The 20,685-nt window shown below is 62.4% G+C and carries 16 protein-coding genes; 6 read left to right on the top strand and 10 right to left on the bottom strand.

Annotated features, from left to right (window positions below):
- Positions 1-147: 147 nt before the first annotated feature.
- The gene (locus M728_RS01670; RefSeq protein ID WP_026618301.1) at positions 148-2,100 is read right to left on the bottom strand and encodes an acetoacetate--CoA ligase; all 1,953 of its coding nucleotides are present in this window, start codon (positions 2,098-2,100) and stop codon (positions 148-150) included.
- 172 nt (positions 2,101-2,272) lie between these two features.
- Between M728_RS01670 and M728_RS01665 the strand changes: the two genes are divergently transcribed.
- A complete protein-coding gene (locus tag M728_RS01665; RefSeq protein ID WP_026618300.1) occupies positions 2,273-4,099 on the top strand; it encodes an AsmA-like C-terminal region-containing protein in 1,827 nt (608 codons plus the stop codon).
- Between the two features lie 15 nt (positions 4,100-4,114).
- On the opposite strand, the gene M728_RS01660 is transcribed toward M728_RS01665, so the two are convergent.
- The 5 genes from M728_RS01660 to M728_RS01640 form a co-directional block, all read right to left on the bottom strand.
- Positions 4,115-4,936 carry an ABC transporter permease subunit gene (locus tag M728_RS01660; protein WP_026618299.1) on the bottom strand — a complete coding sequence of 274 codons (822 nt, stop codon included), beginning with the start codon at positions 4,934-4,936 and terminating at the stop codon, positions 4,115-4,117.
- Between the two features lie 4 nt (positions 4,937-4,940).
- Positions 4,941-5,852 carry an ABC transporter permease subunit gene (locus tag M728_RS01655; protein WP_026618298.1) on the bottom strand — a complete coding sequence of 304 codons (912 nt, stop codon included), beginning with the start codon at positions 5,850-5,852 and terminating at the stop codon, positions 4,941-4,943.
- Positions 5,853-5,856: 4 nt separating this feature from the next.
- Positions 5,857-6,999, bottom strand: coding sequence for an ABC transporter ATP-binding protein (locus M728_RS01650; protein WP_026618297.1), 1,143 nt, complete (start codon positions 6,997-6,999; stop codon positions 5,857-5,859).
- Positions 7,000-7,143: 144 nt separating this feature from the next.
- Entirely contained in the window at positions 7,144-8,238 is a 1,095-nt protein-coding gene (locus tag M728_RS01645) for a polyamine ABC transporter substrate-binding protein (RefSeq protein WP_026618296.1), read from the bottom strand.
- A 234-nt stretch (positions 8,239-8,472) separates the two neighbouring features.
- Positions 8,473-9,882, bottom strand: a complete 1,410-nt coding sequence (locus tag M728_RS01640) for a short-chain fatty acyl-CoA regulator family protein (RefSeq protein WP_026618295.1) — start codon at positions 9,880-9,882, stop codon at positions 8,473-8,475.
- A 229-nt stretch (positions 9,883-10,111) separates the two neighbouring features.
- Between M728_RS01640 and aceA the strand changes: the two genes are divergently transcribed.
- A complete protein-coding gene (aceA, locus tag M728_RS01635) occupies positions 10,112-11,401 on the top strand; it encodes an isocitrate lyase (protein WP_026618294.1) in 1,290 nt (429 codons plus the stop codon).
- A gap of 133 nt (positions 11,402-11,534) precedes the next feature.
- Positions 11,535-11,774, top strand: a complete 240-nt coding sequence (locus M728_RS01630) for a hypothetical protein (RefSeq protein ID WP_026613173.1) — start codon at positions 11,535-11,537, stop codon at positions 11,772-11,774.
- Positions 11,775-11,949: 175 nt separating this feature from the next.
- Here the strand turns inward: M728_RS01630 and M728_RS01625 are convergent, their stop codons facing one another.
- A complete protein-coding gene (locus tag M728_RS01625) occupies positions 11,950-12,825 on the bottom strand; it encodes a LysR family transcriptional regulator (protein WP_026618293.1) in 876 nt (291 codons plus the stop codon).
- A gap of 90 nt (positions 12,826-12,915) precedes the next feature.
- Here M728_RS01625 and M728_RS01620 point away from each other — a divergent pair, with 90 nt between their 5' ends.
- Positions 12,916-13,125: a hypothetical protein gene (locus tag M728_RS01620; protein WP_026618292.1), complete on the top strand. Its 210-nt coding sequence runs from the start codon at positions 12,916-12,918 to the stop codon at positions 13,123-13,125.
- A gap of 52 nt (positions 13,126-13,177) precedes the next feature.
- On the opposite strand, the gene M728_RS01615 is transcribed toward M728_RS01620, so the two are convergent.
- From M728_RS01615 to M728_RS01605, 3 genes are all read right to left on the bottom strand, one after another.
- Entirely contained in the window at positions 13,178-15,703 is a 2,526-nt protein-coding gene (locus tag M728_RS01615; RefSeq protein ID WP_026618291.1) for a methyl-accepting chemotaxis protein, read from the bottom strand.
- Between the two features lie 344 nt (positions 15,704-16,047).
- Positions 16,048-16,188 carry a hypothetical protein gene (locus tag M728_RS01610; RefSeq protein WP_167549652.1) on the bottom strand — a complete coding sequence of 47 codons (141 nt, stop codon included), beginning with the start codon at positions 16,186-16,188 and terminating at the stop codon, positions 16,048-16,050.
- A 325-nt stretch (positions 16,189-16,513) separates the two neighbouring features.
- Positions 16,514-17,698 carry an NAD(P)/FAD-dependent oxidoreductase gene (locus M728_RS01605; protein WP_026618290.1) on the bottom strand — a complete coding sequence of 395 codons (1,185 nt, stop codon included), beginning with the start codon at positions 17,696-17,698 and terminating at the stop codon, positions 16,514-16,516.
- Positions 17,699-17,822: 124 nt separating this feature from the next.
- Here M728_RS01605 and M728_RS01600 point away from each other — a divergent pair, with 124 nt between their 5' ends.
- Both M728_RS01600 and M728_RS01595 read left to right on the top strand, forming a co-directional pair.
- A complete protein-coding gene (locus M728_RS01600; protein ID WP_026618289.1) occupies positions 17,823-19,259 on the top strand; it encodes a glutamine synthetase family protein in 1,437 nt (478 codons plus the stop codon).
- Between the two features lie 16 nt (positions 19,260-19,275).
- On the top strand, positions 19,276-20,562 hold the full coding sequence (locus tag M728_RS01595) for an FAD-binding oxidoreductase (RefSeq protein WP_026618288.1): 1,287 nt from the start codon (positions 19,276-19,278) through the stop codon (positions 20,560-20,562).
- The last annotated feature ends 123 nt before the right edge of the window (positions 20,563-20,685 follow it).

Genomic DNA, 20,685 nt, shown 5'->3' with positions numbered 1-20,685 from the left:
GGCGTCGAGTTGGCTTGACCATGCCCGCCCACACGTAAACAAGACCTTACCTCGCACTCCGATAATCTTAGCGAACACTCCACAAGTCGGCGGTCGTGGTTAATTTCGCAAGCGCGAAGAGGTTAACCGCCTCCTCCCGCGCCGCACTCAACTCTTCAGCGCATCGAGCTCCGCAAAGAGGTCGAGCGCCTCGGGATTCGCGAGCGCCTCCTTGTTCTTGACCGGGCGGCCGTGCACGACGTCGCGGACTGCGAGCTCGACGATCTTGCCGGATTTGGTGCGCGGAATGTCGGCAACGGCGATGACCTTCGCCGGCACATGCCGCGGCGAGGCGCCGATGCGGATGCGGTTCTTGATCGCCTTCGTCAGTTCCTCCGTCAGCTCGACGCCCGGCGCTAGCCGCACGAAGAGGATGACGCGCACGTCATCTTCCCAATCCTGGCCGATGCAGAGCGCTTCGAGGACCTCCGGCATCTGCTCGACCTGGTTATAGATCTCCGCGGTGCCGATGCGCACGCCGCCGGGGTTCAGCGTCGCGTCGGAACGGCCGTGAATGATGATGCCGCCATGCGCCGTCCACTCGGCGAAATCGCCATGGCACCAGACATTGTCGAAGCGCTCGAAATAGGCGGCGCGATATTTGGCGCCGTCGGGATCGTTCCAGAACATCACCGGCATCGACGGAAACGCCTTCGTGCAGACGAGTTCGCCCTTCTCGCCGCGCACCGGCTGGCCCTCATCGTTCCAGACATCGACCGCAAGGCCGAGGCCCGGCCCCTGGATTTCACCGCGCCAGACGGGCTTCAGTGGATTACCGAGCACGAAGCAGGAGACGATATCGGTGCCGCCGGAGATGGAGGCGAGCTGGACGTCCGGTTTGATGCCTTCATAAACGAAGGAGAAGCCCTCCGGCGACAGGGGTGAGCCGGTGGAGGTGATGAGCCTGAGGGACGCGAGGTCATGGGTCTTCGCCGGCGTGAGACCAGCCTTGCGCACCGCATCGATATATTTCGCCGAGGTGCCGAAGACGGCGAAGCGCTCCGCGGCGGCGTAATCGAAGAGGACGTTGCCATCGGGACAGAAGGGGGAGCCGTCATAGAGGCAGAGCGTTGCCCCCGCTGCCAAGCCCGAAGCCAGCCAGTTCCACATCATCCAGCCGCAGGTGCTGAAGTAGAACAGCCGTTCGCCCTCCTTCAGCCCGCAATGGAAGCGGTGTTCCTTGAGGTGTTGCAAGAGCGTCCCGCCGGCCGAATGGACGATGCATTTCGGCACACCGGTCGTGCCTGACGAGAAGAGAATATAGAGCGGCTGGCCGAACGGCAGCCGTTCGAAGGCAAGCGGCTTCGCATCGAAGCCGGCAATGAAATCGGGAAGTGTCGCGCCGCCCTCGATGACCGCCGCGAGCGCCGCGCTGTCGCCGGCATAGGGCACGATGACGGTCGGCACGCCGAGGGCCTTGGCCACCGCGCGCACCTTCGCGTCCACGTCTTGCCGCTTGCCGTTGTACCAGTAGCCGTCGCAGGCGATGAACAGTTTGGGGCCGATCTGGCCGAAGCGGTCGAGCACGCCCTGCTCGCCGAAATCCGGCGAACAGGACGACCAGATGGCGCCGAGGGAAGCGGTCGCCAGCATCAGCGCGATCGTTTCCGGCATGTTCGGCATCATCGCGGCGACGCGGTCGCCGACGCCGACACCTTGCCCTTTCAATGCCTGCTGCAGGCGCGATACGAGCGCGCGGAGCTCGTCCCAGGAAAGCCGATAGCTCACCTTGTCCTCGCCGCGGAAGATCAGCGCATCGCCACCACCACTCTTGCGCAGCAGGTTTTCGGCGAAATTGAGCTTTGCATCCGGGAAGAACCGCGCGTCCAGCATCCGTTCGCCGTTGATCAGCGCCCTCTCCCCACGCTCGCCAATAACGTCGCAATGTTCCCATAAGCCGGTCCAGAAATCGCCGCGATGGGCCACGGACCAATCGTGAAAGGCGTCATAGTCGGCGAATGTCCTTCCGAAGCGCTGCCCGCACCACCCCATGAACTGCGCCATTGGGCTTCGCTCGAGAATAGCGCTGTCCGGAACCCACAAAGGTCGATCTGCTTGCATGCTGTCCTCCACTCCTCTGCCCACTGTATATCATGCTGCAACGCAAGATAAACAGCATGCGCACCAATCCACGGCATCGTAGCGGCGACATTTCCATGTCAGCCGTATTTGCTTTATGCAAGCTGAAGGCCTATCCAGACGGCTTCACCGAGGCGATGGCAATCCGATCGAAATGAAGAGAGAGTTCCTGCAGATATTGCGCGGTTCGCGCCTATGGTCGCGGCTCGGTCGCCGCCATTTTGTCTGGTCGGCCGTGACCGGCATCGGCCTTGCCGTCGCCTATAATGCGGTGCTGCCGCTGCTTGTCCCGACGACCGACGCTCGCGAGACGATGGAACGGATGCTCGATGCCTGGTCGGGGGGCAAAAGCAGGATCAGGGGAGAGCCGGAAATCCGGTTCTGGCCCGATCCGGAACTGACGCTCCCAGCAGCCACGATCGTCTCGACCGGGCCCGATCCGCGCCCGATTGCGGAGATCGGACGCATCACTGCTTCGTTCAGCCTTCTTTCTGCCCTTCGCGGCGAACAGGCGTTCGACGAGATCACGCTCGTCGATCCGGTGATCACGATCGAACGCAGGGCGGATGGTGCCGTCAACTGGCAAAAGCCGCGCTGGCTCGTGGCGCCCGAAACGGCAATACCGAACCAGGAGCGCCCGTTCGGCGACATCACGATCGCGAACGGACGGCTTCGCGTGCTCGACAGCATGGCGAGCGACGGCGGCAGCATCGACCTCGCCGGAATCTCCGGTACCGTCAAATGGCCTTCCTTCGAAGAGCGGTTGAGCGCGCAGTTCTCGACGACCATGAGCGGTGAGGAGGTGGCCTGGGCGTTCGTCTGCGAGGATCCGCTCGCCCTCTTTGCCAGGCGCGACGCCGGCCTCAAGACGTCGCTGACGTCGGCTCCCCTGACCTTCTCCTTCGAGGGCGTCGGCAACCTTTCGATGCAGCCGTTCGCCTCCGGTCATCTGCAAATGTCCGCTTCCTCGCTTGCCAGCCTCGTTGCGTGGTATCGAGGGACATCGGACGCGACGCTCCCGGCCGGCGGCTTCAGCATCGATACCAGAGTGACGACCGGCGAAAAGGCGCTGAAGCTGGAGGAGCTGCAGCTTACGCTCGGCGGTGCGACCGCGACCGGCCTCCTGGACATCGCGCTGCCGGCCGGCGGGACGCCGCAGATCGAGGGGACGCTCGCCTTCGATCGCATCGACCTCAACGGCCTGCCCCCTGCCGCGCTGAAGCCCGCCGAAGGCGACGACCGGCTTTTGCGAACGGCGCGAGCCCTTGTCGGCGCCTGGCGCACGGATCTCCGGCTTTCATCCCAGGAGGTCCTTGTGGGCCCCTTGCATCTGACCGACGTCGCCGCCGGCGTCATGGTCGACGGCAACCGCGCCTCCCTCGACATAGGCGACAGCACCTATGCGAACGGTACGTTGAGTGGTCGCGCGGTGCTGTCGGAGAAAGGGCTGGAGCAAGGCGGCAAGCTTCAGGTCAGCCTGAAGAATGCCGATTTCGCGGCCGTGCTCGACAGCTTCGGGCTCCGGGGCCCGGTCCCGACGGGCAGAGGCATGCTCAACATCGATATTGCCACCGGCCGCGCCTTCTGGGAGGCCGGCATTGCCGATGTCTTCGGCCGTGTCACCTATTCGCTCACGAATGGCAGCGTCGGCGGCTTCGACGTCCACGCCTTCACGGACCTTATCCGCAAGGGCGAATTCTTCTCGCTGTCGGAAGCAAGCGAGGGTACCTTCGAATTCCAGGCGGCCGATATCGAGGCAAGTTTCGGCAGCGGCACAGCCCGGCTCGACCGGGCGGACTTCGTCGGCCCTTCCGGTACCATGTCCGTCACCGGCGTCATTCCTTATCGCAACGGCAGCCTGGCGCTCGCCGGAACGCTCGGAAGCCCCGATGCGGCGAGCCCGCCGCTGCAGTTCTTCGTCGGCGGTTCCTGGCCGAATGCGGTGATCTCTCCGCTTTCCGTTCTCGTCAGCCCGAAGTGAAGGCGCAACAGCCCATCACCCGATCGCGGCGAAGGCCGCACGCTCGTCCCTCTCGCGCTGGACTTCCCGCCGCTTGGTGACGATCGACGCGATGACCACACCCAGGGCGACGATGCCGATCAGGATCGTGCAAATCGCATTGATTTCCGGCGTCACACCCAATCGAACCTGGCTGTAGATCTTCATCGGCAGGGTGGTAGCCCCCGGCCCGGTCGTGAAGCTCGATATAACGAGGTCGTCGAGCGACAGCGTGAAGGCAAGCACCCAGCCGGAAAAGACCGCGGGCGCGATCACCGGCAGGGTGATGGCGAAGAAGGTCTTGACGGGCGTCGCGCCGAGGTCGAGCGCCGCCTCCTCGATCGATTGGTCGAAGCTCAAGAGCCGCGACTGCACGACGACCGCGACGAAGCACATGGTGAAGGTGATGTGAGCGAGCGTGATCGTCCAGAAGCCGCGATCGAGCCCGATCGCAACGAAGAGCAGGAGCAGCGATAGACCGGTGATCACCTCCGGCATCACCAGCGGCGCATAGACCATGCCGGAAAAAAGGACGCGGCCGCGAAAGCGCGTGTAGCGCACCAGCGCGAGCGCCGCCAAGGTGCCGAGAACCGTCGCGCAGGTCGCCGAAATCAGCGCCACCCGAATGGTCACCCAGGCCGCGTCAAGGAGGCTCTGGTTATGCCAGAGCTGAGCGTACCACTTTGTGGAAAAGCCGGCCCAGACCGTCACCAGCTTGGACTCGTTGAACGAGAAGATCACCAAAAGCACGATCGGCAGATAGAGAAAGCCGAAGCCGAGGACGACGGAGGCGATGTTGAAGCGGGACCATCTTTCCATGGCTCTACCTCCCCTCGCTGTCGGCTTTGGCCTGGATGTTCTGGAAATAGACGATCGGGATCACCAGGATGAGCAAGAGGATGATCGCCACGGCCGAGGACACTGGCCAGTCGCGGTTGGAATTAAATTCGTTCCACAGCGTCTTGCCGATCATCAGTGTTTCCGAGCCGCCGAGGAGATCGGGGATGACGAATTCGCCGACGGCCGGGATGAAGACGAGCAGACAGCCCGCGACGACACCGGGGAGCGACAAGGGAAACGTCACACGCCAGAAGGCGACAATAGGCGTGCAGCCGAGGTCCTGAGCGGCCTCCGTCAGCGAATGATCCATCTTCTCGAGCGCCGAGTAGATCGGCAGCACCATGAAGGGAAGATAGGAATAGACGATGCCGATATAGATCGCCCAATTGGTGTTGAGGATGATCAGCGGCTGATCGATGAGGCCGATCGTCATCAGAAACTGGTTGAGCAGGCCTTCCGGTTTCAGGATGGCGATCCAGGCATAGACGCGGATGAGAAAGCTCGTCCAAAAGGGCAGGATCACCATCATCAGGAGCATCGGCCGGAGCGAGCGCGGCGCCTTCGCCATGCCATAGGCGATCGGATAGCCGATGAGGAGTGTCAGGAAGGTCGAGACGGCGGCGATGACGACGCTCGAAACATAGGCGTTGAAATAGAGAACGTCCTCCGTCAGCCAGACGTAATTGTCCATGGAGAGCTCGCGCAGTTTGTCCAGGATACCGGTGAGGCCGCCCGCCAGATCGAAGACCGGCGTGTAGGGCGGCATTGCCACGGTTGTCTGCGACAGCGAGATGCGAAAGACGATGAAGAAGGGGATCAGGAAGAAGAACAACAGCCAAGCATAGGGAATGATGATGACGAGGCGGTTGACGAGGGCTGAGGCAAGTTTCGCCATGGCTTCAATCCTTCAGCACGACGCCGGCATCTTCGCCGAACGAGATCCACACCTGCTGGTCATAACCGAGTGGATCTTCGACCGCGCGCACGGCGTTGAGCGATGATGCCTTGATGACTTTGCCGTCCTTCAGCCGAATGTGGAAAACGGTCATATCGCCGAGATAACCGATATCCCAAATTTCCCCCTCTGCCGCATTGGTGGGTGCGTGCGCCGGCGCCTGGCGGCTGATCCGGATCTTTTCCGGACGGATGGCGACTGCCGCCTTGGCGCCGTTTGCGAATTTCTCGGGCGATGCCATGCGGACCGGAATGCCGCCCGTCGTTTCGATCTGAATGCGGCCCTCCTCGGTCGAGGTCACGGCACCGTCGAACAAGTTTACGTCGCCGATGAAATCGGCGACGAAGCGCGAATTCGGCGCTTCGTAGATTTCAGCCGGCGTCGCCACCTGGACAACCTGGCCGTGGCTCATGACGGCGATGCGGTCGGCCATCGTCATCGCCTCTTCCTGGTCATGAGTGACGACGACGAAGGTGAGGCCGAGCTCCTGCTGCAGGTCCATCAATTCGAACTGGGTTTCCTCGCGCAGCTTCTTGTCCAGCGCTCCGAGCGGTTCGTCAAGGAGCAGCACCTTCGGCCGCTTGGCGAGTGAGCGGGCGAGCGCCACGCGCTGCCTCTGACCGCCGGAAAGCTGGTGCGGCTTGCGCTTGGCGAACTTCTCGAGCTTGACGAGCTTCAGCATCTGCGCGACCCGCCCGGCGATATCAGCCTTGGCCATGCCGTCCTGCTTGAGCCCGAAGGCGATGTTGTTCTCGACCGTCATGTGCGGGAACAGCGCGTATGACTGGAACATCATGTTGATGGGGCGCCGGTAGGGCGGAATGCCCGCCAAATTCTGGCCGTCGAGGATGATTTCGCCGGAGGTCGGCTGCTCGAAACCCGCAAGCATGCGCAAGAGGGTGGACTTGCCGCAGCCTGAGGCCCCGAGCAGCGCGAAGAATTCGCGCGTGTAAATGTTCAGCGACAGGTCGTCGACGGCCGTGAAGTCCCCGAATTTCTTGGTTACGTTCTTGAAGGAAATGAAAGGTTTGGAGGCCGGGTCCGCCCATGGGGCGAAGGAACGCCGGATACTGCCGAGAGACTTCATCATCTATCCCCGAATGACACAGCCGATGGGCGCGCTACCCCGCCCTGCACCCATCGTAATGCGAGCGGAAAACCTCTTCACACTATTCCTCATCCCGCTCTAAAAAATCGCCCGGATTTGGGGTCCGGGCAATTTGTTACGCGCTTACTGGCCGGTCACGATCCTGGTCCAGAGCCGGGTCAATATCCTCTGCTCCTTCGCCTCGAAAGGCGTGGTGGTGAAGAGTTTCTGCATCACTTCGTCCGACGGATAGATGGCCGTGTCTTCAAGCACCTCCTTGTCGAGGAATTGCTGCGAGGCCTTGTTGCCGTTGGCGTAGAAGACGTAGTTCGAGGCCTTGGCGATGACTTCCGGCTTCATCATGTAGTTGATGAACTCATGTGCCTCGGCGACATGCGGCGCATCGGCGGGGATCGCCAGCATGTCGAACCACATCTGCGCCCCCTGGACCGGGATCGAATAATCGATCGTCACGCCAGCCTTCGCCTCCGCCGCTCGGTCGCGCGCCTGGAAGATATCGCCGGAGAAGCCGACGGCCAGGCAGATATCGCCGTTCGCGAGCGCATTGATGTATTCCGACGAGTGGAACTTGCGGATATAGGGCCTGACCTTCATTAGCAGGTCGGCTGCTTTGTCGAGATCGGCCTGCTCGTGGCTGTCGGGATTGAGGCCCAGATAGGCGAGCGCCGAAGGCATGATGTCGGTGGGCGAATCAAGAAGATGGATGCCGCAATCCTTGAACTTCGCGGCGATCTCTGGATTGAAGATGACATCCCAGTTCGGCTTCTCGTCGGTGCCGAGGATTTCCTTCATCTTCTCGACGTTATAGCCGATCCCGGTGGTGCCCCACATGTAGTCGACGGCATATTCGTTGCCCGGATCGTACTTGGCCGTACGCTCCACGATCACGTCCCACATGTTCTTCAGATTCGGCAGTTTCGACTTGTCGAGCTTCTGGAACACACCCGCGGCGATCTGGCGCTGCAGGAAGGAGGCCGTCGGCACAACGACGTCGTAACCGGAGCCACCGGCAAGCAGCTTGGTTTCGAGAATCTCGTTGGAATCGAAGACGTCATAGACAACCTTGATGCCGGTCTCCTTGGTGAACTCCTCAAGGATGCTTTCGTCGATATAGTCAGACCAGTTGTAGACATTGACGACCCGCTCCTGGGCGGAAGCGAGCGTGGCCGCTCCCGCCAACAATGCGGCTGCCAAGGTTGCGACGATGAGTTTGGACATACAACTCCCCTCTTTTTATCGATTCGAGACAAGCCGCTGTTTCCGCGGTGGCGCCTTGTCCGTTGATCGTTGCCGAGCCGAAGTTAGGCATGTTTCTCGCTAACCTCAAGCGCTTTCGCGCTCGGAGCAAAGCACCGTCCCGGATCGGATATGTTTTACCAAGCGCAAGCAAAAACGGATACTTATCGGATCGGGCACCCGCCCGGCCGTACTCGCGCACGAGCGGTCAGCCGGCTACTGAAAGTCGAATACACTCAAACCCGTTGCCATCTCATCGAGGCCGAGGGGACGGGTGACGGGCGGCTCGGCCCGCGCCAGACAGCCCTGGCGTTCGCAGAGGCGGCAAGCGGGACCGACGGCAATCGCCGGCATCCGCGCGGCCCCATAGATCGTATCGTCCGCGAAACCGGCATCACAGCCGATCATCAGCGCGGTTCGCCTGACCCGCTCCTCGAAAGCCGCCTGTGGGCCATCGACCGTCCGGGCGACGACGAGGAAGGCGCCGCCATCCGGCATTTCGACGCGGTCGACAAGAACCTGGCCGGGGACGGCGAAGGCGGCATGGACGTTGAGCTTCGGACAGGCGCCGCCGAAGCGGGCATGAGGAAAGCCCTGCGCGCCGGCCCGGCGCAGCCGGTTGCCCGCACTGTCGATCTCCATCAGGAAGAACGGAATTCCGGCGGCGCCGGGACGCTGCAACATCGTGAGGCGATTGGCGGCCTGTTCGAACGACACCTGGAAGCGCGCCCTCAGGATGTCGACGTCATATCTCGCGCGTTGCGCGGCCGCGAGAAACGCCGCATAGGGCATCATCAGCGCGTGGGCGGCATAGCGCGCAAGCTCGAAACGGGCGATGCGTCGCGCTTCGGCGGTGGAGAAACGCAACTGGTCGAGCTCAGCCGTGATCGCCTCGTTGCAGGCGATCGAGGCCACTTCCATGGCGATCTCGCGCATCTGGTCGAAGGGCGACAGGCGTTCCGATATGAAGAGGCGCATCGAATGCCGGTCGAAGCGGCGGCGCAAGTTCGGCATCACATGCACCGGCAGCGTCCGGACGACAAGGCCGTGCTCCTTCTTGAGCCAGGCCTTCAGCGCCCCTGCAAGGTCATCGCCGGGGGCCAGGCTCGCGTGAAATGCCTCCATCGCCTCCTCGATCCGGGCGAAGTGATTGGGCCGCGCTTCGAAGGCCTCACGCACTTCGTCGATCGGCAATCGCGTATCGGAAAGCGCCGCCATGTGGCCCTCGCCCGCCAGCAGATCCGCAAGATCCTTCAGGCGCGACGCCTGCTCGCGATAGGCGCGATAGAGCTTGACGATGCCGCCCGAGACATTGGGCGCCGCTTCAGCGACCTCGATCAGCTCCTGATCCCCCGGCAGCTCTCCGGCAAGCAGCGGATCGGCGAAGACCTCGCGTAGCCGCGCGAGACCGCCGCCCGCCTCGCCTTGCAGTTCGTCGAGGTCGACCTTGTAGACGGAAGCGAGTTTCAGGAGCAGCTGCACCGTCAACGGCCGCTGGTTGCGCTCGATAAGGTTGAGATAAGAGGGCGAGATGCCGAGCGCCTCGGCCATCGCCGTCTGCGTCAGTTGAAGGCCGTTGCGGATGCGCCGGACCCGCGGCCCGGCGAAGATCTTGTTCTCGGCCATTTGTAAGTCCCTTTACAAACTTATTGCACGAGCGGCTTTGACATATTTTACATCTTTACTTCTCCGCATTGTCAAACACAAGACAAGATAACCCTTTTGATTTGATCACAATCGCAATTTTCATGGCGATATTCCGCGCCGCAATGTAAAAAATGTCACATGAACTTGCGGTGTTTGAGGCCGTAAGACGAAGGTCGAAGAACCAATCGCTTTTCGCGAGGAGACAAGAATGACTGATTTTTACAAACTCGTTCCGAGCGCACCGGAGGGCCGTTTCGACGGCGTCGAGCGGCTCTACTCCGCCGAGGACGTGAAGCGGCTCAGGGGCTCGGTCGAAATCCGTCATTCCCTTGCCGAAATGGGTGCAAACCGCCTCTGGAAGCTCATCCATGAGGAGGATTTCGTCAACGCGCTTGGGGCGCTTTCGGGCAATCAGGCGATGCAGATGGTGCGCGCCGGCCTGAAGGCGATCTATCTCTCCGGCTGGCAGGTCGCGGCCGATGCCAATACCGCCTCCGCCATGTACCCGGACCAGTCGCTCTATCCGGCCAATGCGGCGCCGGAACTCGCTAAGCGGATCAATCGAACCTTGCAGCGCGCCGATCAGATCGAGACCGCGGAAGGCAAGGGCCTCTCCGTCGAGACTTGGTTCGCACCGATCGTCGCCGACGCCGAAGCGGGCTTCGGCGGTCCGCTCAATGCCTTCGAAATCATGAAGGCTTTCATCGAGGCGGGCGCCGCGGGCGTCCACTACGAAGACCAGCTCGCATCTGAAAAGAAGTGCGGCCATCTCGGCGGCAAAGTGCTGATCCCGACCGCGGCGCATATCCGCAACCTGAATGCCGCGCGGCTTGCCGCCGACGTCATGGGTACGCCGACGCTTGTGATTGCGCGCACCGACGCGGAAGCCGCGAAGCTCTTGACTTCGGACATCGACGAGCGCGACCGGCCCTTCGTCGACTACGATGCCGGCCGCACGGTGGAGGGCTTCTACCAGGTGAAGAACGGGCTCGAACCCTGCATCGCCCGCGCCATCGCCTATGCGCCGCATTGTGACCTTATCTGGTGCGAGACTTCGAAGCCGGATCTGGAGCAGGCGCGTAAATTCGCCGAGGGCGTGCACAGGGCGCATCCGGGCAAGCTGCTCGCCTATAATTGCTCGCCCTCATTCAACTGGAAGAAGAACCTCGACGACGCGACGATCGCCAAGTTCCAACGTGAACTCGGCGCGATGGGCTACAAGTTCCAGTTCATCACGCTCGCAGGCTTCCATCAGTTGAACTACGGCATGTTCGAGCTGGCACGCGGCTACAAGGCGCGGCAGATGGCCGCTTATTCGGAGCTGCAGGAAGCGGAATTCGCGGCCGAGGCCAACGGCTACACCGCGACCAAGCATCAGCGCGAGGTAGGCACCGGCTACTTCGACGCCGTCTCGCTGGCGATCACCGGCGGCCAGTCTTCGACCACCGCAATGAAGGAGTCGACCGAGCACGACCAGTTCAAGCCGGCGGCCGAATGAAGGACGCAAAATGAAAGACTGGCGCGCGGCATCCCTGCCCGCCGCGCTGCCCCAGAGAAACCTCGAACCGAATGCGCAGATGGGAGGAAGATGTCCCCGCATTCGGCTCTAAACGCCCTAAAGGAGCACTCCGATGACAGTACAGACACGCGTCAAGGAACGGGCCGAGGAACAATCGTCGGCCATGACACCGGAACAGCAGGCTGCGATCCGTATGGTCGCAAACGACCTGCACCGTCTCAACCAGGCGGTCATGAAGGCCGTCGATGCGGGCGTCTCCGTCGAACTGGTGCGCTCGGCGCGCCATCACGGCGGCGACGGCAATTGGGGCGATCTCCTGATACCGGTCATCGTCACCCAGGGGCGGAAGTAATGATCGCGCTCGCGTTGGCAATGGTTGGGTTCGTGCTCGCCGCAAGCTGGTACCAGCTGCGGAGGCCGGCGGTTCGCCCGATCCCGGTCAGCAGTCGTCACCAGCGACGCTGAGCGCAGATCGAGTGGAAAAAACATCGCCCGGCGTCACCGTCGGGCGATGTGCGTTTGCGGATTCATGCAACGCTCCGCCGTGGGCGCTTTCCGGCAAAGAGGTCCGCATGGCTGCGCAAGAGACGCGTCATCCGGTCGACGACGGTGCGGATGTCACGCCGGTGACGGTCCTCGTTGTTCATGACGATCCACTGTCGGTGCGCAAGCGGCTCGATTTCATCGCTCGCCCGCTCCAACATCGGATCGAGATCGCCGACGAAACACGGCAGCACGGCCGAACCGGCGCCCGCCCGCGCGAGATCGAGCAGCGATCGGGGGCGTGTGACGGACGCGACGATCCGCCCCGACGCGTGCTCGTGCGGCCAGCGCAGATAGGCGGATATCGCCTGATCCTCGGAGACCGCGACCCAGCGCTCCGATCCGCCGGTAGCATTCTTTTGGCGGTAGGCGGCATAGGCTAGCTCGCCGACGGGCCGCGCGGCGAGATAGGTTTCTTCCGGTTCGAAGGCGCGAATGCCGATGTCGCTCTCCCGATAAGCAAGGTTCGCCCGCACTTCACCGATCGACAGCGAGATGCCGAATGAGTCCCGCTCCGTGCAGATCGCGGGGAAGTTCTCGGTGATCAGCCAGGAAATCCACGTACCGGCGGTGATGCGCACGGTCGTGGTCCCCTCGCCTTCCTGCTGCCAGCTCTCGACCTTGCGAGCCGCGGCCTCCATTTCCTGCAATTGCTCGAACAGGAAGCGGCCATCGCCGGTCAGCGTGTAACCGGTCTGGCTGCGGACGAACAGCACGCGGCCGGTGCGCTCTTCCAGTTCCAGCATGCGGCGGCCGACCGTGGCCGGGCTAAGCCCCGTCGCCTGCGCCGCTCCGGTGAGCCCGCCGGCGCGCGCAACGGTTATGAAACAGCGGTAGATATCCCAGTCCACGTTTTTCATCGGTGAAAAACATAAGGGGAAACCGGCTGTATGTAAAACAATTCAGAATGCATAAAAGAGGAGATGCCCGAAAACAAAAGGAGCATCACCATGGATATGATGGCAATGGCATTGCTATTCGATATGGCCTCGAGAAATCGCCGCTGGGACGAACAGTTCGAGCCGCGTAGGCCGGCCCGCACGAAGACCTTCGCGAAAAGGCTCCTTGCCGCGTTTTTCAGCAAACGGCATGCGGGGGAAAAAGCCGGGGATCACACCGGGACCTGGAATGCTTCCTGCGTGGCAGCGGCAAATGACTAAGCCGCGCATCTCTTGATGCGCGGCTTGGGACGGTGAGGCGTCAGTCGGGCTGCTACGCCGCCTGGTAAACCTGGCCGGCTCCGGTCTCCGGCTCCAGCCGGAACTGCTCGACGAGCATCATCAGCGTGTCTGCCTGGTTGGCGAGCGCGCGGCTGGTCGCAGTCGCCTCTTCCACCATGGACGCATTCTGCTGGGTCATCTGGTCCATCTGATTGACGGAGCCGTTGACCTCGTGGAGCGCGGTCGCCTGGTCCCGGCTCGCGGTCGCAATCATCTCGACATGCTGGCTGACGCTGACGATCTCGGCGCTGATCGAGGCGAGCACCGCGCCGGTTTCCTTGACGAGGTGCGAGCCGGAACTGACCTCTTCGGTCGACTTGTTGATGAGGACCTTGATCTCCCGCGCCGCCTCGGCCGAGCGTTGCGCCAGTTCGCGCACCTCCTGCGCGACGACCGCGAAGCCCTTGCCCGCCTCGCCGGCGCGCGCCGCCTCGATGCCGGCATTGAGCGCGAGCAGGTTGGTCTGGAAGGCGATGTCGTCGATCACCTCGATGATCTGCTCGATCTGGCGCGAGGCCTCCTCGATGCGTCCCATTGCGGCGATCGCGTTGGTGACCACTGTCGCCGAACTGTCGGCGCTCTTCTTGGTCTGCGACACGGCCTGGTTTGCCTCATGCGCCCGCTCGGCCGAGGAGCGCACGGTCACGGTGATCTCATCGACGGCGGCCGCCGTCTGCTCGAGCGAAGCGGCCTGCGCCTCGGTACGTTTCGACAGCGCGTCGGCGGAGTGATGCATGTTGGCGCCGCTCTGCTGGATCGACTGGGCATTCGCGCGGATCTGCGCCAGCGTATCCTGCAGGCGGATCAGCGAGCCGTTGAAATCCATCCGCAACTGCTCGAGCCGGCCGTGGAACGGAACCTCGATCTGCCGCGACAGATCACCCTGTGCCAGCCGCCCGAGGCCTGCGGCGAGTTCGCTCACCGCCAGGTCGATCTGCCTGTCGAGCTCACGCTTCTCGGCGTCGTTGCGGCTGCGCTCGGCTTCCGCACGGGCGCGCTCTTCCGCGCTTTCCGCCTCGATGCGCACCTTGGAAAGGGCATTTTCCTTGAAAACGCCGAGGGCGCGCGCCATGTCGCCGATCTCGTCGCGGCGCGTACCGCCGTCGATCGAGGTGTCGAGCACGCCGTCGGCGAGCCGCCGCATGGCCGAGGTAATCTGCCCGATCGGCTTTTTGAGCGTTATCGTCAGCGCGATGCCGGCAAGAAGGGCGATCACGACACCGGCCACGGTCGCGGCCACGGAAATCTGGTTGGCTTCCTCACGCTCCGTACCGGCAGCGACCTTCTGCTGCTCCGCAAAGCCGGTCAGATCGCTCCAGATCTCGTTGATCGAGGCGCCTGCCGCTTCGAATTCGGCGGTCCGCTTGACGGTGATCTCGACGAGCGCGACGCCATCCTTCTTCATCGCGTTGATGATCGGCAGCACCGCCTCGGCCGTGGCATCGAAGAAGCTCATGTCCTTCGCTATGCCGCGCAACGTCGTCATGTTGGCCTGGACGGCGAGGAACTTGTCGAGAAGCTTCTGGCGATTTTCCTCGGTCGTGGCTCCAAGGAATGCCGCGGCGGCGATCTGGATCTCGGTGATCGAGACAGAGAGCCTGCGCGTCGCGGTCAGAACGGATTCGGTACCGGCTATCTTGCCGTCAAGCTCGCTGAAGATCTGCGTCGCCTCGCGCATCTTGCTGACGGAGGCGGCCTCCAGCCGGAAGCTCGCGGTGCGGAAACGATCGACATATTTCGAAAGGCCGACGAGCGTCTCGGGGCCTGCCGGTGCCCTGATAAGGGCGCCGATCGCACCTGCGGCCGAGTTGACCGTCTCAGTGAGAGACTTTTCGCCCTTCGGCAGCAGAACGAAGATATCGCGCTGCGTGCGGCCGATCAGCGGAAAGCGGTCCTGGGCAACCTTCAGCTTCTCCTCGACCGTCGTAACCTTGCTCACCTCGGTCGCAAATTCCGTGTAGAAGCGGCTGGCGCGCATGAGCTTTTCGGCATTGCGCAGCATCGTTTTGGCCGCATTCTCGTCCTTGCGTACGGCATATTGCAGCCGGTTCGCCTCGTCATTGATCTTGACCTGTTCGGCCGCAAGGCGCTCCAGATTGGCCCTGGTCTCCGCCCGGAGCTTCTGCTCGCCTTCATGCAGCGTCCAAAGACCGTCAATGCGTGCCTCGATGTCGGTCGTCGCGGCGATGGCGGCAGTGAGTTCATCTTCCCCGCTGCGGCCGGCGACCTGCGCCGCCGTCTCCGCCAGCACATCCTTTTGCGCGGCGATCGTAGCCAGGACCGCGTTGCGGCTTTCTTCGGTGGTCTTGTGCAGGAAATTGTTCATCCCGGCATAGACGTCCTTGAAGCCGCTCAGCGTCTGAAGGACGCTGTTCGAGATTTCCATGCGGCCCTGAAGCAGACCGGAGGCATAGAGACCGGTAATGCCGACAGCCGAAATGCTGACGACGAACGGCAGGATGAAGAAGAGAACCTTCGTCTGGATCTTGAAGCGGGCAAGAATCCTGTCAATGAACATGGAAAACACCTTGGCTCACAGCGCGCGTTTCGCCTCCCCCGGTGGCTCGAAACGTCCGATTCACCTCAGGACAATGCCCCCCGAGGCCGGACGCTCGGGTGCACCCGATGCGCAAACAGGCTGATGTCTTTTCGAAAGGTCATGCGGCGCACACCGCCAGTCCGCCGGCAATCATTGCTGGACCACGCCGCGATTTAAGGCGGCGAGGCCCTGACGGGACTCAACTTCATGATATTCATTTCAAAGATTTAAGAATTCCATAAGCGGACTTTTGCGCCAAAGGACGACTTCAGTCGTGGAGCTGTGCATGGCGGTGCCATGCCGCTCAAGCGCTGCCGCGCCTCTCAGAGAGAGGGGAAGAGGGCGAAGGCGGTGACGGCGAAGAGGACGAGGGTCGCACCATACGCAAGCAGTTCGTATTGCGAGCGGCCCTTGTCGGAGCGGGCGATGGCGATGGCACGGGGACGGCGACGTTGCTTGTTCATGGCTCCTGTCCTAGTCCACTACAGCGCCGCGCGTCTCATTAGACGCGCAAAGGTCGCTGCAGCACTTTGAGTTGCTGCATGTTTTATCCTTAATCGGCTACGACTTAGGGAAACATGCAGTAGCCGGCAAAGACCCTCCGCCTTTGCCCATGCGCATCATGGTGCATCCATCCTGCGGCTGAAGAAAGTCCATGAAATGGAGACGATCTGGTTTCCATTCGTTGACGTTTCGTCAGTGCTCGCGGTTCATGCTGCCATGAAGAGCAGGTTCAATTATTTCCCTTAACAATGGCTGAAGATGCAAATCACCATTTTTGCCGCATGGTTACACGTCTTGACCGGCGGCGAAACCGGACGCCCAGGCCCATTGGAAATTATAGCCGCCGAGCCAGCCGGTGACGTCGAGGCATTCACCGATGAAATAGAGGCCAGGAATATTCCTGGCCTGCATCGTCCGGGAGTCGATTGCGCGCGTATCGACGCCGCCGAGTGTCACCTCGGCGGTCCGGTATCCCTCGGATCCCGCCGGTTTCAGCGTCCAGGCCTGGATGGAGCTCGACAAGGTGTCGATGACCTTGTCGGAAAGGTCGGCGAGCAGCCGTCCCGTCAGCTTCGCCTCCTCGACGAAGAAGTGCGCAAGCCGTCGCGGCAGGATATCGGCGAGCGCCGTCTGCGCCGCCTGGCGGCCGTTCGTCCGGCGCATTCCCTTGAGAAGGGCGGCGATGTCGATGTCCGGCATCAATCGCAGGACGATCTCCGCACCCTCACGCCAATAGGAGGAGATCTGCAGGATCGCCGGCCCGCTCAAGCCCCTGTGCGTGATGAGTACCGCTTCGCGGAACGCAGCCTTGCCGAAGCGGACTTCGGCGTCGGCGGCGACGCCGGCCAGCACTGAGAGCTTCGCAAGCTGCGCCTGATCGAGCGTCAGCGGCACTAGTGCCGGCCGCGTTTCCACGACCGGTAGCCCGACCTCCTCCGCAATCCGGTAGGCAAGGCCGGTCGCCCCCATTTTCGGGATCGACTTGCCGCCGCTCGCCACGACGAGGGATGCGGCATCGATCGTCCCGGCACTCGTCATGACGCGGAAGCCCGACGCCATCCTCTCGACGCCCGAGATCGCCGTCTCGAGCCTCAGCTCGACCCCCGCCTCCTTCATTTCGGCGACGAGCACGCGGATGATGTCCTTGGCGGAGTGATCGCAGAAAAGCTGCCCGACCGTCTTCTCGTGCCAGGCAATGCCGTGTCGGTCGACAAGCGCCACGAAATCCTGAGGGCGATAGCGCGCGAGCGCCGATTTGCAGAAATGCGGATTGTCGGACAGGAAATTCTTCGGCCCCGCATGGATGTTGGTGAAATTGCAGCGACCGCCGCCCGAAATGCGGATCTTCTCGCCGGGCGCCTTGGCGTGGTCGAGGACGACGACGCGGCGGCCGCGCTTGCCAGCCTCGATGGCGCACATCATGCCGGCGGCGCCCGCGCCGATGATCACCACGTCCTGTTTTTCCGCCACGGAAATCCCTCTTGCCGAACGCGCCTTCCTTTCCGGCAAGCGGCCAAAAGTCAATTGCGAAGAAGCCTAGCCAATTGTCAAACTGCGGTTATGATGCGCTATCCGAAGCCAAACCCGGTGATTTATGTCTTCCAAGAGAAGTGTTGCCCAACAGACAGCAAAGGTCAGCAAGAGTTCAAAAATACCCCTCGGCTTGCATTCCCCCCGTGGCGTCAAGACCTGGAATGAGGCGGTCGACTGGCTCAAGATCCGCGGCATCGAAGATATCGAGTGCATCACCCCGGACCTTGCCGGCGTGCCGCGCGGCAAGATGATGCCGACTTCGAAGTTCACCTCCAACACCTCGCTCGCATTGCCTTCGGCGATCTACCGCCACACGATTTCAGGGGAATATCCCGAGGAGACCGGCCAGTTCCGCTACGATTCCCGCGACAGCGACATCAAGCTGGTGCCGGACCTTTCAACCCTTTCCATCGTCCCATGGGAAACCGATCCGACGGCGCAGGTGATCTGCGACATCGTCGGCTCCCAGGGCGAACAGATCAGCTACACGCCGCGCAACGTGTTGAAGCGCGTCATCGAGTTCTACCGCCAGAAGGGCTGGAAGCCTGTCGTCGCCCCCGAGATCGAATTCTACCTGGTCGCCCAGAATGACGATCCGGACTATCCGCTGCGCCCGCCGAAGGGCCGCTCCGGTCGCTCGATCCTCGGCGGCCAGGGCTATTCCATCGCCGGCATCAACGAGTTCGACGAGCTGATCGACGACATCTATCATTTCTCGGAGAAACAGGGCCTCGAAATCGATACGCTGATCCACGAAGAAGGGCCGGCACAGCTTGAAATCAACTTGCGGCATGGCGATCCGATCGAGCTTGCCGACCAGGTCTTCCTGTTCAAGCGCACGATCCGCGAGGCGGCGCTGAAGCACGGCATCTACGCAACCTTCATGGCCAAGCCGATGCAGGGCCAGCCGGGTTCCGCCATGCATATCCACCAGTCGGTTGTCGACATCAAGACCGGCCGCAATATCTTCTCCAATCCGGACGGATCGCCATCCAAGGAGTTTTTCTCCTTCGTCGGCGGCATGCAGCATTACGTGCCGAAGACCTTGTCGATGATGGCACCCTACGTGAATTCCTACCGCCGCCTGACCCCGGACATGTCGGCACCGGTCAACACCGCCTGGGGCTACGACAACCGGACGACCGCGTTCCGCATCCCGGTCTCAGATCCAGGCGCCCGGCGCATCGAGAACCGTCTGCCGAGCTCCGACGCCAATCCGTATCTCGCGCTCGCCGCCTCGCTCGGCTGCGGCTATCTCGGCATCGTCGAGGGCCTGCACGCAAGTCCGCCGACCGAACACACCGCCAACGAGGGCGAGATCGAACTGCCGCGTGGCCTGCTCGAGGCCGTTTCCCTGCTCGAATCGGCGCCCTCCCTCGCCGACGTCTTCAGCGCCGAATTCATCGCCATCTATGCCGGCGTGAAACGCGGCGAGTTCGAGACCTTCATGCAGGTCATCAGCCCGTGGGAACGCGAATTCCTGCTTCTGAATGTCTGAGACGAGACGCGTTCCGATGGCCTGGCAAAGCCCGATCTCGCCCGGAATCTCCTGGTATGAGGCAACCGTGCCCGAGCGGCCGGCCTATCCGGCCATGCCCGGCTCGCGCAAGGCCGACGTGGCCATTGTCGGTGGCGGCTATACCGGGCTTCAGGCCGCCTACAATCTCGCGAAGAACGGCACCGACGTCACCCTGATCGATGCCTGCCGCTTCGGCGACGGCGCCTCGGGGCGCAATGGCGGGCAATTCGGCACCGGCCAGCGGGCCTGGGCAGAGGACATGGAGGAGTTGCTCGGCCACGAGCGGGCGCGACAGCTCTTCGACATGGCGGAGAACGCCAAGCGCTACGTGCTGGACTTCGCCCGGGAGCACGCGATCGATATTGAATTCGTGCCCGGCCAGCTCTCGGTCAGCCACAAGAAGAGCTTCGAAAGGGATTACCGCAACCACGTGGAGGCGATGACGGAGCGCTTCGGCTATCCGCATCTTTCCTTCATGGATCGCGAGGAGACGGTGAGCCGGCTCGGCTCGAGCCATTACCACTTCGGCATCCGTGACACCGGGACGGGCCATATCCACCCGTTGAAGCTGCTTGTCGGGCTCGCCAACCAGGCGGCTCTCGCCGGCGCCAATCTCTACGAGCAGACGAAGGCACTCAAGATCGAAAAGAAAGGGGGCGCCGTCGTCATCGAGACGAACCGCGGGGTCGTCACGGCCGATCGTGCGCTGATCGCCTGCAACGCCTATATCGGCAACCTGGAACCGGTGACGGCGAGCCACGTCATGCCGATCCGCTCCTTCATCGGCGCCACGACGGTGCTGCGCGACCATCCAGAGGTCTTGCCCGGCGGTGAATCGGTCGATGATTCGCGCTTCGTCGTCCGCTACTTCCGCAAATCGCGGGACGGACGGCTGCTTTTCGGGGGCCGCGAAGCCTATACGGCCGATAATCCGCGCGACATTTCCGCCCACATCCGTCGGCAGATCAGCGAAATTTATCCGGCGCTCGCCAATGTCGAAATCACCCATGCCTGGGGCGGATCGGTCGGCATCACCCTGCCGCGCCAACCGTTCTACCGCGAAGTCATGCCGGGCGTGACCACGATCGGCGGCTATTCCGGCCACGGCGTGATGCTGTCCAATTATTGCGGCAAGCTCTATGCGGACGTCGCGCTTGGCAAAACGACGGAGCTCGACCTTCTCAAGGACCTGAAGATACCGGCTTTTCCGGGGGGAACACGGTTCCGCTCGGCGCTTCTGTTCCTTGCGCTGAGCTGGTATGCACTACGCGACCGGTTCTAGCGCGGCGGGAAAAGGCTCGCCGGTTTTCCCTCCGGCAACGCCTTGGAAAGGGCCTTTTTTGATTTTGGGTGAATTCACCCCCAAAATCTCACGATCGAGAAAATGCTGCGCGGCGCTATTTTG

Origin of the sequence: Ensifer sp. WSM1721 (genome assembly GCF_000513895.2) — a bacterium.
Taxonomy (GTDB): Bacteria; Pseudomonadota; Alphaproteobacteria; order Rhizobiales; family Rhizobiaceae; genus Sinorhizobium.
This window is presented reverse-complemented; position numbering and strand designations above follow the sequence as displayed.

Excerpts from the sequence above, each read along its gene's own strand:
- M728_RS01670 (WP_026618301.1), bottom strand. The coding sequence starts at position 2,100 with ATGCAAGCAGATCGACCTTTGTGGGTTCCGGACAGCGCTATTCTCGAG.
- M728_RS01665 (WP_026618300.1), top strand. The coding sequence starts at position 2,273 with ATGAAGAGAGAGTTCCTGCAGATATTGCGCGGTTCGCGCCTATGGTCG.
- M728_RS01660 (WP_026618299.1), bottom strand. The coding sequence starts at position 4,936 with ATGGAAAGATGGTCCCGCTTCAACATCGCCTCCGTCGTCCTCGGCTTC.
- M728_RS01655 (WP_026618298.1), bottom strand. The coding sequence starts at position 5,852 with ATGGCGAAACTTGCCTCAGCCCTCGTCAACCGCCTCGTCATCATCATT.
- M728_RS01650 (WP_026618297.1), bottom strand. The coding sequence starts at position 6,999 with ATGAAGTCTCTCGGCAGTATCCGGCGTTCCTTCGCCCCATGGGCGGAC.
- M728_RS01645 (WP_026618296.1), bottom strand. The coding sequence starts at position 8,238 with ATGTCCAAACTCATCGTCGCAACCTTGGCAGCCGCATTGTTGGCGGGA.
- M728_RS01640 (WP_026618295.1), bottom strand. The coding sequence starts at position 9,882 with ATGGCCGAGAACAAGATCTTCGCCGGGCCGCGGGTCCGGCGCATCCGC.
- aceA (WP_026618294.1), top strand. The coding sequence starts at position 10,112 with ATGACTGATTTTTACAAACTCGTTCCGAGCGCACCGGAGGGCCGTTTC.
- M728_RS01630 (WP_026613173.1), top strand. The coding sequence starts at position 11,535 with ATGACAGTACAGACACGCGTCAAGGAACGGGCCGAGGAACAATCGTCG.
- M728_RS01625 (WP_026618293.1), bottom strand. The coding sequence starts at position 12,825 with ATGAAAAACGTGGACTGGGATATCTACCGCTGTTTCATAACCGTTGCG.
- M728_RS01620 (WP_026618292.1), top strand. The coding sequence starts at position 12,916 with ATGGATATGATGGCAATGGCATTGCTATTCGATATGGCCTCGAGAAAT.
- M728_RS01615 (WP_026618291.1), bottom strand. The coding sequence starts at position 15,703 with ATGTTCATTGACAGGATTCTTGCCCGCTTCAAGATCCAGACGAAGGTT.
- M728_RS01610 (WP_167549652.1), bottom strand. The coding sequence starts at position 16,188 with ATGAACAAGCAACGTCGCCGTCCCCGTGCCATCGCCATCGCCCGCTCC.
- M728_RS01600 (WP_026618289.1), top strand. The coding sequence starts at position 17,823 with ATGTCTTCCAAGAGAAGTGTTGCCCAACAGACAGCAAAGGTCAGCAAG.
- M728_RS01595 (WP_026618288.1), top strand. The coding sequence starts at position 19,276 with ATGGCCTGGCAAAGCCCGATCTCGCCCGGAATCTCCTGGTATGAGGCA.